This is a genomic window from Pedobacter sp. BS3 (genome assembly GCF_008274585.1).
Taxonomy (GTDB): domain Bacteria; phylum Bacteroidota; class Bacteroidia; order Sphingobacteriales; family Sphingobacteriaceae; genus Hufsiella_A.
This window is the reverse complement of sequence record NZ_VTRT01000003.1, coordinates 414,083-428,162: the sequence shown is the minus strand read 5'-3', so window position 1 is coordinate 428,162 and position 14,080 is coordinate 414,083. Positions and strand designations below refer to the sequence as shown.

General features: G+C 43.6%; 13 protein-coding genes. 8 read left to right on the top strand and 5 right to left on the bottom strand.

From position 1 onward, the window contains the following. Nucleotides 1-141: 141 nt before the first annotated feature. A complete protein-coding gene (locus FW774_RS10570) occupies nt 142-1,245 on the bottom strand; it encodes a S1C family serine protease (protein ID WP_149348147.1) in 1,104 nt (367 codons plus the stop codon). Next, nucleotides 1,235-1,825, bottom strand: coding sequence for an RNA polymerase sigma factor (locus tag FW774_RS10565; protein ID WP_149348146.1), 591 nt, complete (start codon nt 1,823-1,825; stop codon nt 1,235-1,237). Before FW774_RS10565 ends, FW774_RS10570 begins: the two co-directional genes overlap by 11 nt. A gap of 235 nt (nt 1,826-2,060) precedes the next feature. Between FW774_RS10565 and FW774_RS10560 the strand changes: the two genes are divergently transcribed. Then, nucleotides 2,061-2,270, top strand: coding sequence for a hypothetical protein (locus FW774_RS10560; RefSeq protein ID WP_149348145.1), 210 nt, complete (start codon nt 2,061-2,063; stop codon nt 2,268-2,270). Nucleotides 2,271-2,449: 179 nt separating this feature from the next. Here the strand turns inward: FW774_RS10560 and smc are convergent, their stop codons facing one another. Further along, nucleotides 2,450-5,995, bottom strand: coding sequence for a chromosome segregation protein SMC (gene smc / locus FW774_RS10555; RefSeq protein ID WP_149348144.1), 3,546 nt, complete (start codon nt 5,993-5,995; stop codon nt 2,450-2,452). A 353-nt stretch (nt 5,996-6,348) separates the two neighbouring features. Here smc and epsC point away from each other — a divergent pair, with 353 nt between their 5' ends. Further along, entirely contained in the window at nt 6,349-7,158 is an 810-nt protein-coding gene (gene epsC / locus FW774_RS10550) for a serine O-acetyltransferase EpsC (RefSeq protein WP_149348143.1), read from the top strand. A 1-nt stretch (nt 7,159) separates the two neighbouring features. After that, entirely contained in the window at nt 7,160-8,032 is an 873-nt protein-coding gene (gene cysM, locus FW774_RS10545) for a cysteine synthase CysM (protein WP_149348142.1), read from the top strand. A gap of 164 nt (nt 8,033-8,196) precedes the next feature. On the opposite strand, the gene FW774_RS10540 is transcribed toward cysM, so the two are convergent. Beyond that, nucleotides 8,197-8,919, bottom strand: coding sequence for a methyltransferase family protein (locus FW774_RS10540; RefSeq protein WP_149348141.1), 723 nt, complete (start codon nt 8,917-8,919; stop codon nt 8,197-8,199). After that, nucleotides 8,916-9,671: a carboxy-S-adenosyl-L-methionine synthase CmoA gene (cmoA, locus tag FW774_RS10535; protein WP_149348140.1), complete on the bottom strand. Its 756-nt coding sequence runs from the start codon at nt 9,669-9,671 to the stop codon at nt 8,916-8,918. Before cmoA ends, FW774_RS10540 begins: the two co-directional genes overlap by 4 nt. A 252-nt stretch (nt 9,672-9,923) precedes the next feature. Between cmoA and FW774_RS10530 the strand changes: the two genes are divergently transcribed. From FW774_RS10530 to FW774_RS10510, 5 genes are all read left to right on the top strand, one after another. Beyond that, entirely contained in the window at nt 9,924-10,796 is an 873-nt protein-coding gene (locus FW774_RS10530) for a carbon-nitrogen hydrolase (RefSeq protein ID WP_149348139.1), read from the top strand. A 45-nt stretch (nt 10,797-10,841) separates the two neighbouring features. After that, the gene (locus FW774_RS10525; protein WP_149348138.1) at nt 10,842-11,192 is read left to right on the top strand and encodes a four helix bundle protein; all 351 of its coding nucleotides are present in this window, start codon (nt 10,842-10,844) and stop codon (nt 11,190-11,192) included. 9 nt (nt 11,193-11,201) lie between these two features. Next, complete coding sequence (locus FW774_RS10520; RefSeq protein ID WP_149348137.1) at nt 11,202-12,272, top strand: agmatine/peptidylarginine deiminase; 1,071 nt, start codon at nt 11,202-11,204, stop codon at nt 12,270-12,272. Nucleotides 12,273-12,415: 143 nt separating this feature from the next. Continuing rightward, entirely contained in the window at nt 12,416-13,000 is a 585-nt protein-coding gene (locus FW774_RS10515) for an RNA polymerase sigma-70 factor (protein WP_149348136.1), read from the top strand. A gap of 66 nt (nt 13,001-13,066) precedes the next feature. Then, nucleotides 13,067-14,074 (top strand): FecR family protein, encoded by a 1,008-nt coding sequence (locus FW774_RS10510; protein WP_149348135.1) that lies wholly within the window; start codon nt 13,067-13,069, stop codon nt 14,072-14,074. Nucleotides 14,075-14,080 lie beyond the last annotated feature (6 nt).

Below are 14,080 nucleotides of genomic sequence, written 5' to 3'. Positions count from 1 at the left end.
AAGAAGCTGTCTAAGAATGAAAAAGTTAGGTTATACAGAGCTGCTGGTGGAGACACCAGCCCCGGCAGGAGCTTAAAACTTTTAGGCTTCGGGGTGGGGGCTGGAAACTATTGACCGTAAGTTGCAAAACGGTGCGCCAGCTTAATACACTTTCACCATAAAGATGTAATCCTGCATTTTACGTATCTGGTCTGTCCGGCTTAATCCTGCCAACGTATTCTTTTTGCTCAGGCTCAGCTTTTCTTTCAGTGAATCCTGTGGGATATTTTGTATGGCCTTAAGCAGGTAGCTTGATTTGATGGCAAAAGCAGCGCCATCGGTTTGGGTTTGCTTGCCGCTGATGATACCGATAACATTTCCGCGATTATCCAGCAAAGGGCCGCCGCTGTTGCCCGGGTTTACCGGGATAGAAACCTGGTATGCCGTCGTATCGCCTGAATAGCCTGTTCGCGAACTCAGGTAACCGATACCTAACACGGGTTCATCACGCGGAAAACCAATGGTATATACGTTTTCTCCCAGGTCTGACGAGGATCTTTTAATAGTGTAGGGTAATGAACGGTATGCTTTAAAGGCCGGATCAATGATTTGCAAAATGGCAATATCATAAGCCGGATCCACATACACGGTGCGCACCTTATACGAATCGCCTTCGGTATTTTGGATGTATACAGAATCAGAGCCGTTAACCACATGATAGTTAGTTACCACATAACCGTTTGCGGTTAAAGCAAAGCCGGTTCCGCCATATTCTCCGGGATTAACAGTGCTGTTTGCCGGCTTTTTAATGTCGCGTATAAGCGCATTTTGCGAGCGGGCAATATTATTGATCTTCTGGCTCATTTCGCGGCGCAATGCATTGTAATCAGAATGAGCGTTTTTATTGAACAGCGTTCCGGTGGCCAGTAAGGTGCCAACTACGGCAACAACCGCTACCGAAGCAGCCACAGATACAATTGATTGATATTTTTTCCAAAGCGAAACAACCATACCAGGTTCAGGCATCACTTCCTGCCTGATCCGGGCAATATCCAGGCTGGCATGAATATCTTCCATATCTGCCATCAGCTTTTTCTGAGCTGCGTAATCTTCAAATTGCTTCATCAGGGTTTGATGAGCTACTACCTGATGGTCTATGCCGGGATGCTGTCTGCGCAACTGATCAAAAGCGGCACGCTCTTCTGCATTCATCTCGTCCCTCAGGTATGCCTCAATACGATCGATCATGTCTGTTTCACTTTTCATATTCTATCTGGTTTGTGCCTTGAAAAAACAGCTTTTTAAGGCGTTGCAGGCATTTGTATTTCTGATTTTTAGCATTATCTGCATTGGTATAGCCAAAGCGTTCGCAGATCTCCTGCATGGATCTGCCGTTCATGTAAAAATCTTCTAAAATGGTTTTACAGGGCTCGCCGATCTGGTGTAAGGCCTGTTCCATTTTTTTAAATTGTATATCCCGCTCCTCGTGCATCTCAATATCATTCTCTACCGGGATAATTTCTTCAAAATCGGAAATATTGCTGGTATTACGGCTTTGATGTGTTAAGCGTTTTAACCACAACCGCCGGGCAACCGAATAAAGAAACGTTTTAAGCTTACTGCTTAATTCAAAATTTCCGCTTTTTACCTTGTTATAAAGAACAATAACAGACTCCTGAAAAATATCCTTAGCATCGTCCTCATCACCATTATTGGATAAGACAAACTGCAAGATCACCGGGAAATAGGTTCTATACAATTCATCCAGGGTTTCTTTTGAGTTGTTTAAAATACCCAGTATAAACCCTTTATCTTCTGGAAATGATCTCTTTATCGGTCTGTTCACTACTTAATACGCTATACGGTAAATTGTAACCCAATGATAGAAAAAAAATTATTCACGAATAGCAATTTATATACATTGAGGTGATGGCGATAGGGTATCTCATTTTTATGCTATTTTTTTCGTACTGGAAATCAACACTATATATCTTTTTTTATTTTTTTTTATTTTTTGAGGTTACCTTTTGATGATACCGGTATTAAGAGTAAACTTATTAATTACTTTTAGACAAAAGACAATGAAAAATTTATTCAAATTCGGTTTCTTAGCTTTAGCTATTTCTTTATCAGTTGCTGCTTGTAACTCAAACAAAACTTCAGAATCTACTTCTGACACTATTGATTCAGCTGCTTCTGCTGCTAAAGATACTGTAGATTCAACTGCTTCTGCTGCTAAAGATACTGTAGATTCAGCTGCTTCTGCTGCTAAAGATTCTGTTGCAAAATAATTTAACAGAGCCTAACGAAAAAAACCACGTCTTTTAAAGAGCGTGGTTTTTTTGATTTTAAGCCTATATTTTATCAGCTTCTTCTGGATTTACACTGTCTGGCGCTATCTTGGCATAAACTTACTGCCTGATACCAGGCTAAAAACTAACCGCTACCTGCGAACAACTACCCAACTACGTTACGCTACTTCCCGCATATCTACAGCTACCACCCGCGAAACACCTTGTTCAACCATGGTTACGCCATAAATAATATCGGTGCTGGCAATGGTGCGCTTGTTGTGCGATACTACAATGAATTGCGAATTATCTGAGAATTTGCGGATAATGTTGTTGAATTTGTCGATGTTGGTGTCATCCAGAGGAGCATCAACTTCGTCGAAAATACAGAAAGGCGCCGGTTTAAGCAGGTACAGCGAGAAGAGCAGGGCAGTGGCTGTCAGCGTTTTTTCGCCGCCCGAAAGCTGGTTGATAGACAAAGGGCGTTTCCCTTTAGGACGGGCCATAATTTCAATGTCGGAATCTAAAGGCTGATCCGGATCAGTTAGGATAAGATCGCAGGAATCCTCTTCGTTAAACAAGGAGCGGAAAACATGAATAAAGTTTTCGCGAACGGCGGTAAAGGCCTTCATAAACTGTTCACGGGCAGTGTCGTCAATTTCTTTAATGGTTTCCAGCAGGGATGTTTTGGCATCCAGCAAATCCTTTTTCTGGTTCTGGATAAACGTGTAGCGTTCATCCATTTCCTGGTAGGCTTCCATGGCCATTGGGTTGATAGCGCCGAAATCTTCGAGTTGCCGTTTCAACTTTTCGGTTTTATCGCGTAAGCTGTCCTCGGTTTCATCCGATATGTTTTCATCGGCTTCACTATCCAGCAGATCATTAATATCAATGGAGAACTCTACCGATAAACGTTCCTTCAACGCGTTCAGGTCGATACGCAGATTGTTCTTTTTATCCTTGATCTCGTTCAGCAGCAGGTCGGCTTGTTCCTTGAGCTTACGCTGTGCAGAAAGCCTGTTTTCCGTTTCAGTGATCAGCCCTTTCGAAGCATAATAATCCTGCTCGGCTTCATTCAGCCCTTTTTCAAGATTCTCTTTTTCGGTATACATGGCCAGCAGATCATCGTCCGAATGGTCGACATGCTGCAACGTTTCCTTAATATCAGCCTGGGTTTTTGTTAATTCAGAGCCATTAGTTTCCAGCCGTTCGCTCAGGTTACGTTTCTGGCTGTCGCGATATTCCAGGTCTTTATCCAGGCCCGAAACCTTATTTTGCTGCTGGTGAAATCGGATATTTTCCTGGTTGTAAGCCGTAGAAACGGTAGTTACCTGTTCCGACAGTTCCTGGAAAGCCTGTTGTTTTTCAATGAGCTCTTCGCTTTTTAGCTGCAGGTTAGCCTTTAGTTCGGCTAATGCAGGTTCGGCGGTGAGCAGCTCATTATTAATGTTCGTAATTTTGGTCTCGATATCCTGCTTGCGGTTCTGGCTGTTTTGTATAAATGCGGCATACTGTTCCTGCTTGGTTTTTACCGTGATCAGCTCGTTTTGCAGGCGGTTTACCTGGGTTTGCAGCTCCTGTATCTCGGCTTTTTTAGAGCTTTCCTTTAAGGTGACCAGCTTTTGCGAGTTCTGTTCAATATCGGTTTTCAGCTTTCCGATCTCGGTTTCCAGCCGGCGTATTTCTTTCGACAGGTTTTCCAGGTTTTTTGCCCGGCCGATACGTTTACCTTCAAATAAACCTACCGATCCCCCGGACAGGGTATACCGGCTTTTAGAAAATTTACCGGTTCCGCTGAGTATCACCACCGGTTCGCCGGGCAGAGGCTGCTCCAGTTCCTTCTCATCGCCGGAAGGCAAAATAAACACATTATGCAGCAGCATTTCGCACAGCGGGCGATACCGGGCTTCTACATCAATGATTTCGAGTGCCTGAATTAAACCATCCTGTGGTTTAGCTGCGGTTTTTTCCTTAGCTGGGATCGCATCCAAAACGAAAAAGTTAGCCCGTCCCTTTGACGAATCGCTGAGCAGGTGAATGGCTTTCGCGGCTTCGGCAGCCGTTGAAACCACGTAATGGTTCATCACCGGTTCCAGGTAATTTTCAATGGCAATGCGGTATTCCTCGCGGCAAAACAATACATCCGACAATAAGGGTGCATTTTTTGTCCACCCGGCATGCTTGCGCAGAAAACGGATAGATTCCGGAAAACCTTCGAGGTTATCTACCAGCGATTTGGTTAAATTATATTCGTTCTGCCGGGCATCCAGCTTGCGACTTAATGCGTTCAGTTCGTCTTTATCCGATACAATAAGCGATTCGATTTCCTGTATTTGCTGTTGCAGTGCATCTTCCATTTCCTGCAGCGAGCTGTATTCGGCCTTCCTTCCTTCCAGGCGACTTTCCAGGTCGGCTATGGCCTTATTAAACTCATTCAGCTCAATCTCTTTTGATTCGGCATCTGCAATATTCCGGCTGCTTTCCTGTGCCAGCGCATCTTTCTGGATATGCAGCACGGCAATATCCTTTTCCAGCTTATAAATCTGGTTTTGCAGTTCGGTATTCTCTTTATTAAAAATATCCAGCCGGGTTTTAGACGAATGTTGCTGGCCGCGTAATTCATCAAGGGCGATTTTTTGCTCTTCGAGCGACGCTTTCAATGCCAACAGTTTCTCCGATTCCAGCGTATGTTCTTCGGTCAGGCGCTTGATATTATATAATATATGATTAAGCTGGCCTTTATCCCTGTCAATTTCCTCAGTGAGGCGTTTTTCTTTTTCCTGCAAAAAACGAAGCTGCTCATTCCTGATCTTCTTATCGCTTTCATAAGCCCGGATTTTGGCAATATACTCGTTAGTAGCTTTTTGCTGTACCGACAGGTTTTTCTCTTTGGTCAGGCTGTCCAGTTTTTGCTGCTGTAAAAGCGCCTCGGTTTTATCCATTTCGGCAGCGATGTTGTTTTTCTGTGTAACCTGTTCCTGCTCCTGGGTTTCCAGGCGTTCCAGCGCTTCACGAAAACCGGTTATTTTAAACGATGCCAGCGCAACGCTCAGCGCTTTATACTGCTCTTTAATGCGGTAATACCGTTCGGTTTTTTTCGCCTGGTTTTCCAGGGTTTTCAGGTTTTTCTCAATTTCAAACAGCAAATCCTCCACACGACTTAAATCGGCCTCGGTATCTTTCAGCTTGTTAAACGTTTGTTTTTTACGAAGCTTGTATTTCGATATGCCCGAAGCCTCCTCAAAAAGCGCCCTTCGTGAGCCTTCTTTGTTGGCGATGATCTCATCGATCATTTTCAGCTCAATAATCGAGTAGGAGTCGGGCCCGATGCCGGTATCCAGGAAAAGATCGGTAATATCCTTGAGCCGGCACTGTACGTCGTTTAAGCGATATTCGCTTTCGCCGCTGCGATAGAGCTTTCGGGTAATGGTTACCTGCGAGAATTCTGTAGGCAGAATGTTTTTGGTATTGTCGAAGGTCAGCGAAACTTCGGCCAGGTTAGCGGGCTTGCGGGTTTTGCTGCCGTTAAAAATAATGTTCTCCATTTTCTCGGAGCGAAGCATGCGGGTACTTTGCTCGCCTAAAACCCAGCGTATGGAATCTACTACGTTGGATTTTCCGCACCCGTTAGGCCCTACAATAGCGGTTACTCCTTCGTTAAAGTTAATGGTAATTTTATCCCCGAAACTCTTAAACCCCTTAATTTCAAGCCGGTTAAGCTGCATCTGTTGTGTAAATGTATATATGCTTGTTCAACCTGCAAAGTAATAAAATCTTTTCTTGTTTTTTGATAGGATAGTCCGGAAGTCAGGAAAGACAGGAAAGAATTTTAATAATTGACAGCGGACAATTGACAGTGGACAATTGACAATTGACAGTGGACAGTGGACAATTGAGAATGGAGAGTTGACAGTTGAAGCGGAAGCATAAGGAGCTTTAGGCACCGGTATAACCAGATAACACTTCCAAGTTGGGGCGAGGCTTTTGCAATATGCACTACACGATCATTATTTTACAATAAAACAAGATTCTTTTTCCTAAAATTGCATCTTCGTCCTACCCGGACGATTCACTGCACATGAACGAGGATTTTTATAAACAGATATATCAAAAGCAGCAGCAAATAGAGGCCGTTCCTTCAAACAAGGAAATTGCCCAGTGGGCTCTGCGGGTTATCCGCCTGCTGTACCCGGAACAGGCCGGCAAGCCTTTTAAAACCGAGCAGGATGTAGCACATACTTTTGTACAGCTGCAAAGCGAACTGGTGCACATTTTGAATGCCACCAAAGCATGTACCGATTGTGATAACGAAGCCCGTGCAAAGCTGTTTTTTGAGACTTTACCCGAGCTGCACCGCATATTAAATACCGATGTTTCCGCCATTATGGAAGGCGACCCGGCGGCACGCAGCGAATTTGAGATCATCCGTACCTATCCCGGCTTTTTTGCTATTTGTTTTTATCGCCTGGCGCACGAGCTGTTTAAGCTGGATATTCCTTTGCTGCCGCGGATATTGACGGAATATGCCCATTCAAAAACCGGTATAGATATTCATCCGGGAGCTGATATTGGCGAATACCTGTACATCGATCATGGTACCGGAATTGTAATCGGCGAAACTACTAAGGTAGGCAATCACGTTAAGTTGTACCAGGGAGTTACCTTAGGTGCATTGAGCGTGGATAAAAGCATGAGCAGCGTAAAGAGGCATCCAACGGTAGAAGATAATGTAATTATTTACTCCGGTGCGACCATTTTAGGAGGAGATACAGTCATCGGTCGCGATAGCATTATTGGCGGTAACGTGTGGATCACCAAAAGTGTAGCTCCGGGATCAACGGTTTATCACAAAGCCGAAATACGCGTAGTTAAACGAGTTTTAGAATAGCATGGCAGGAATTATAGATGTAATAGGCAATACACCTTTAGTGGAGCTTAGAAAGCTGAGCCCCAAGCCATCGGTGAAGATACTGGCTAAACTTGAGGGCAATAATCCGGGCGGGAGTGTGAAAGACCGGGCTGCATTGAACATGATCAAAAGCGCCATTGCCCGTGGCGATATCAAACCCGGCACACGGCTTATCGAGGCAACCAGCGGAAATACCGGTATTGCGTTGGCTATGATGGCCCGTATTTACGATCTGGACATAGAAATAGTATTACCGGCTAATTCAACCCGCGAGCGCACATTAATTATGGAAGCCTACGGCGCCAAAGTGACTTTGCTGGATGGCATAGAAGCCTGCCGCGATTATGCCGAAGAAAAAGCTGCCGAAGGAGGCTACTATCTGCTTAATCAGTTTGCCAATCCGGATAATTATATGGCGCATTACCAGACCACAGGGCCTGAGATCTGGCGGGATACCAAGGGAACCATTACTCATTTTGTGAGCGCCATGGGTACTACAGGTACTATTATGGGATGCTCCATGTATCTGAAAGAGCAGAATCCGGGGGTGCAGATCGTTGGATGCCAGCCCACGGAAGAATCATCCATACCGGGAATACGCCGTTGGCCGGAAGAATACCTGCCTAAAATATTCGATAGCTCCAGGGTAGACCGTGTGATGGATGTATCGCAAGCCGAAGCTACGGATGTAACCCGTAAACTGGCAAAAGAAGAAGCCATATTTGCCGGCATGAGCAGTGGGGGAGCCGCATCAGCAGCCATCAAACTGGCCGGGGAATTAGAGCAGGGGGTAATTGTATTTATTGTATGTGATCGCGGTGACCGTTACCTGAGCAGCGATTTGTTTGGTTAGAAGAACTGGTATTGCGATTTTAGATTGCTGAATTGTTCTATTGTTACCTGTTATGAGTTACGTGTTACGGGCTCATAACCCCATAACATGTTTCTGTGAACCATGAGCGACACGCATTTAGGTCGCCTTGTCTTGTCTCTTGTATCTGTATTCTTGTCTCTCCATCAAGCCACCAGTTTTCCCGATTTTTTCAGGTAACGTACAGTCAGGTAGATCAATACCAGGATAATTAATATGATGGTGAGTAAGACATTCCTGAAATTAGTATCAAAATCAGTGATCTCAGGATAGCGGGTTAGCAATACTAGGGCAATACCGGCAAGCCATACAAATTGTGTATTATATTCTTTCAGGATCCAGCGTTTGGCATTGAATTTCATTCCTTTAAAGGTTTGACCGAGATTCTTCAGGTTAATAAACCAACGGTTTACACGACTGCAATACGCATCAAACTGCTGACCGAATTTATGACGAAGAAAGTTTTCTTCCGCTAATACAATAGCCTGGTAAATAAACAGGAACAGCGGAATGAATATTACCAGATAAAGAACAGAATTAGATAAAATTCCTACTCCGGTAAGCATCAGGATATTGCCAACATATAACGGATTGCGGCAATGGTTAAAGATGCCCTGGGTTACCAGATCTTCAGCGTAAACCTTTTTGTCTTTTCCCCCACGCACAATATAGGCCAGGCCAATAGTGGCGCCGCGTATAGCCTGACCGGTGACAGTTATAATTAAGCCGATAATAATGGGCCATAGATAATAGGATTCGCCAAAAGATTCAGGGGTAAATACCCGTGGTGAAGGAATAAAAAGTGCCAGGTACAGAAAAATGAACAAAAAATTCCGGTACTTAAAAAAGAAATTACCTATGCTGATCATATTTTATTTTTTACTGCTATTATACCGGAGAAATTATACCATTTAAAAAAGGTTTCACAGTGTGCAAAGCCGGCTTCGCGAAGTATATGATGATTTTCACTCAGCTTATAAGGGATCAGCACGTTTTCTAAAGCCTCGCGTTTTTGCGAGATCTCCAGCTCACTGTAGTGATTGCGTCGTTTATAATTATAGTAATATTTAATAAAATCGCGGTTAAAATTACTGTCTTCAGCCAGAATTTTCTCAACAATAATTAATGCACCGCCTGGCTTAAGGCCTTTAAAAATAGTATTTAATAATTTCTGGCGACTGATGGGGCGTACGAATTGTAGCGTAAGGCAAAGTACTACAACGGATGCATTCTGTATGTTCACTCCTTCGTTTAAATCGGCAATCCGTAACTCATAAGGCCTTTTGAATCCGGCCTCTTTTAGTTTACTGTCGCATTTATTAAGCATATCCTGCGAATCATCAATGCCGATAAATCGGATGTTATCCGGAACAAATTCATTCATGCCGATCATGGTCGTTCCGGTAGAGCAACCCAGGTCATAAACGTCCGAGCTTTCCTGTATAAAATCGGTAGCCAGCTCGGCAACCATCCGTTGTATTTCCCCGTAAAACGGAACAGACCGGCTCACCATATCGTCGAACACACTGGCAACCTTGCTGCCGAATTTAAAGTCGCTGACTTTTTTTATTTCATCTTTAAAGACCTGGTCTTTATCTGCTGTTGGCGTATTGTTACCCATAATTGCCTTATAATGCTTAAAATGTGCGTTTTGTTTGCAGGCACTAAACGTATTAATTTATTGTGAAAGTATAAAGAGCCTGAAATAAATTATGTTAGTACTGAACCGGAGCATGGGGTGAGATTCTTCCGGGGTTATTGTTCATCTTTATGACTTTCTCTTACGTGCCCGGAATTAAGGTCTTTTAACTTCTGACCTTTAACTTTTAACTTAACATTAGTTACCTTTGTGCCCGTCAAAAAATCAAATATCATGAGCCAACACGTGAATGTAGGATTAGTGCAAATGAGCTGCACCAGCAACAAGCAGGAGAACCTGGATAAAGCGGTAGTGAAGATAAGGGAGGCAGCAGCAGGAGGGGCGCATGTTATTTGTTTACAGGAGCTTTTTACATCGCTGTATTTCTGTGATGAAGAAAAATATGACAATTTCAGTCTGGCTGAATCTATTCCGGGGCCATCCACAGAGGCGTTGAGCAAAGTATCCGCCGAACTGAATGTGGTCATTATTGCTTCGCTTTTTGAGAAACGCACACAGGGAATTTATCATAATACCACTGCTGTTTTAGATGCCGATGGCGCTTACCTGGGTAAATACCGCAAAATGCACATTCCGGATGATCCGGGTTTTTACGAAAAATTCTATTTCACTCCCGGCGATTTAGGCTACAAGGTATTCAAAACAAAATATGCCACCATTGGCGTGCTTATCTGCTGGGATCAATGGTATCCCGAAGCAGCACGTATCACCTCATTGATGGGAGCCGAAATATTGTTCTATCCAACCGCTATAGGCTGGGCACACACCCAGGATGAAGGAACAAATACCGAACAATATAATGCCTGGCAAACCATCCAGCGCAGCCATGCCGTGGCTAATGGTGTTCACGTGGTAAGCGTAAACCGGGTAGGCTCTGAAGCCGGTATCAGGTTTTGGGGAGGTTCGTTTGTAGCCAATCCTTTTGGTACGGTGCTTTACCAGGCATCGCATGATCATGAAGAGGTTAAAATAGTTGAACTCGATCTGGCAAAAACAGACAGCTACCGCACTCACTGGCCCTTTATGCGAGACCGCCGCATTGACTCATACCAGCAGATAACAAAGAGGTTTATTGATGAGGAGTAGCGGATAGTTCATGGTTCATAGTTTATAGTCAATTATCTCATAAATATGGCTTTTCGCTTCGAAAATCTTGTGGTATGGCAAAAGGCGTTTGAGCTAAGTGATGAGGTCGATAAAATTGCTAAATCTTTCCCCAAAATTGAGATGTTCAGTTTAGCAACTCAAATTAAGAGAGCGTCAGATTCCGTTGTTTTAAATATTGCAGAAGGTTCAACAGGACAAACTAAGCCTGAATTTGCCAGATTCTTAACTTACGCCCTGCGTTCTGCTATAGAAGTTGTAAGTTGCCTCTTTCTGGCAAAGAAAAGAGGATATATTAATGATGAGACATTTACTGCGCTGTATTCAGGATATGAAAGCTTGTCTAAAATGATTACATCGCTCAAAAATTCTTTATAAGCTATTACCATGAACTATGAACCATCGGCTATAAGCCAACAAAATACCCCCCAACAATTAAACTACCACTTCCCCCCCGAATGGGCTCCGCATGAAGCTACCTGGTTAAGCTGGCCACATAAAGAGGCGAGCTGGCCCGGGAAGATAGATAGTATATTTCCGGTTTACAGCCAGTTTATTAAATTATTGTCTGAGGGCGAGAAAGTACGGATCAACGTAGCCGATGAATGGCTTAAGGCAAAGGCCATTAAATACATCCAGCAGGCCGGTGCAGACCTTTCGCAGATAGAATTCTTTTTTCATCCAACCAACGATGCCTGGTGTCGCGACCATGGCCCGGCATTTTTGATTAATCCGCAGGCAGAGCAAAAGAAAGTTATTGTAGATTGGGGATTTAATGCCTGGGGCGGCAAATATCCGCCGTATGATCTGGATGATGTCATTCCAACGCTTATCGGCAAAGCGCTGAACTTGCCAGTATTTCATCCGGGTATTATTATGGAAGGCGGTTCAGTTGAGTTTAACGGAAATGGAACGGTGCTTACGTCAACCTGCTGCCTGCTGAATAAAAACCGTAACCCGCACTTAACCCAGGCCCAAATTGAAGAATATTTATGCAGCTACTACGGTGTAGAGCAAGTGCTTTGGGTAAGCGAAGGCATAGTTGGTGATGATACCGACGGGCATATTGACGATACTATCCGTTTTGTGAATGAGGATACCGTATTAACCGTTGTTGAAGAAGATCGTACCGATGAGAACTACGAATTGCTACAACAAAATCTGAAAGAATTGAAGGCTATGCGTTTGCTTAACGGTAAGCAGCTTACTATTGTGGAACTTCCTATGCCCGATGCGGTAATTTATGAAGATACACGGCTGCCGGCCTCGTACGCTAATTTTTACATCAGCAATAAGCACGTCATTGTACCCACATACCGCTGCGCTAAAGACGAAAAAGCGTTGGATATCATAGCCTCCTGTTTCCCCGGAAGGCAGGTGGTAGGCCTGGACTCAACCGATATTATCTGGGGCTTGGGAAGTTTCCACTGCCTGAGTCAGCAGGAACCCCGGATATAAACTGTTAACCATTCTTGAAAAATAATTTTAGATAATATATCGAAACAATTCTATATTGGCATTGAAAACAATGAGAATAAGAAGCAATTGCTTTTTGTTTTGACATGCAATTATATTTGTAAATTAGTTTAAACTAACATTGTATGATGCCGCATTCTGATAATGAGCTTTTTGAGTTATGGAAAGGTGGCAATGAACGTTGTTTCCAGGAGTTATTCAGTCGCCATTTTGTGCGCCTGTATAAATTTGCTGCCCGTCATTTCCGGGATGATGGTTATGCCGAAGAAACCGTCATGGATATTTTCTTTAGCGTATGGCGAAGAAGGGAATCCATACAACTAAACGGCCCGTTTGACCAATACCTGTACAAAGCGCTTAAAAACAGAATTATAGATCATTACCGGCGTCCGGCGCCGGTAACAGCGTCATTTACCGATTTACCCGACAGCCAGTATTGCACAAATTCTGTAGAAGATATACTGGTAGACAAAGAGTTAAACCTTATATACCGGCAAGCGCTGGAAAAACTCAGTCCGCAAAGACGGACTGTGTATGAATTAAGTCGCATTCAGGGTCTGAGTCACCGCGAAATAGCGGCCCGCCTGGGTTTATCAGTTAATACGGTAGAAAATCATATTTCGGCCTCGTTACGTTTTTTAAGGGCCTATCTGCGGCAAAATGACCTGGTAACCTTCCTTTCCTTGCTGCTTGTTAATTACTTTCTTTAAAATTTTTTAGCATTCAATTAGTGGCTGTCTGTACAATCTGCGTATGTACAGAAAAAGACAGCTATAATGGATGAAATCCGCTTTAAGGATCTGCTTATAAAATATGTAAACGGAACCTGTAACGATGCAGAAAGACGCATTGTTGAAAAATATATTAAAGAAGATCGCTTTCGCGAAGTTTTAAGCGAGTTTCTGGATGAGGATTGGATCCATTTTGACAGCTACGATAATCCTGCCAATCAGGATTTCTACCTGAAATTTAAAGATAAATATCAATTGCCGGACGAATATACCGGCAAACGCTCTGGGCTTAGGTTTATCAGGTTATTAAAATATGCTGCTGTACTGATAATCATCCTGTCTGTTGGGCAGCTAATGAATAATTACCTCAGATCCGGGCATTCAAAGCACATTGAATATATCACAAAGTACAATCCTAACGGTCAGCGTTCCATTATCACGTTGTCAGACAGTTCCATAGTATACCTGGGCTCTGGCAGTAAAATTGTTTATCCTGCCGTTTTTGATGAACATAAACGCGTTGTAAAGCTTAACGGGGAGGCCTTTTTTGAAGTGAAACATAATCCCGCAAAGGCTTTCATTATCGAGTCGGGCGATATTCAGACCGCTGTTTTGGGCACAACCTTTAAGGTACGGGCGTTTGATAATGAAAACAGAACTACAGTGAGTGTGGCAACCGGTAAGGTACAGGTTTCGCAATTACAAGCCGGACAAACGCGGGTGCTTGGCCTGCTTACGCCGGGCGAGCAAATTCAATGGAATGCAGAGACCGGAACGGCTCAGAAAACAGAAATACGAACAACCGATCTTCAAAAGTGGAAGCAGGGAGAACTGGTATTCCGCAACGTGCGTATGGATTCGCTTTGCAAAGAACTGGAGCGTAACTACAATGTACAGATCGTATTTGCTAACCCCAGGATAGCGGCATATCGTATATCGGCGTCCTTTGAGCAGATCAGTATTACCGATGTGATGAAAATACTGGGCAATACCGCGGGGATAAATTATCAGATAAATAACGGAATAATCACACTAACACATAAATCTAAATAATGACCA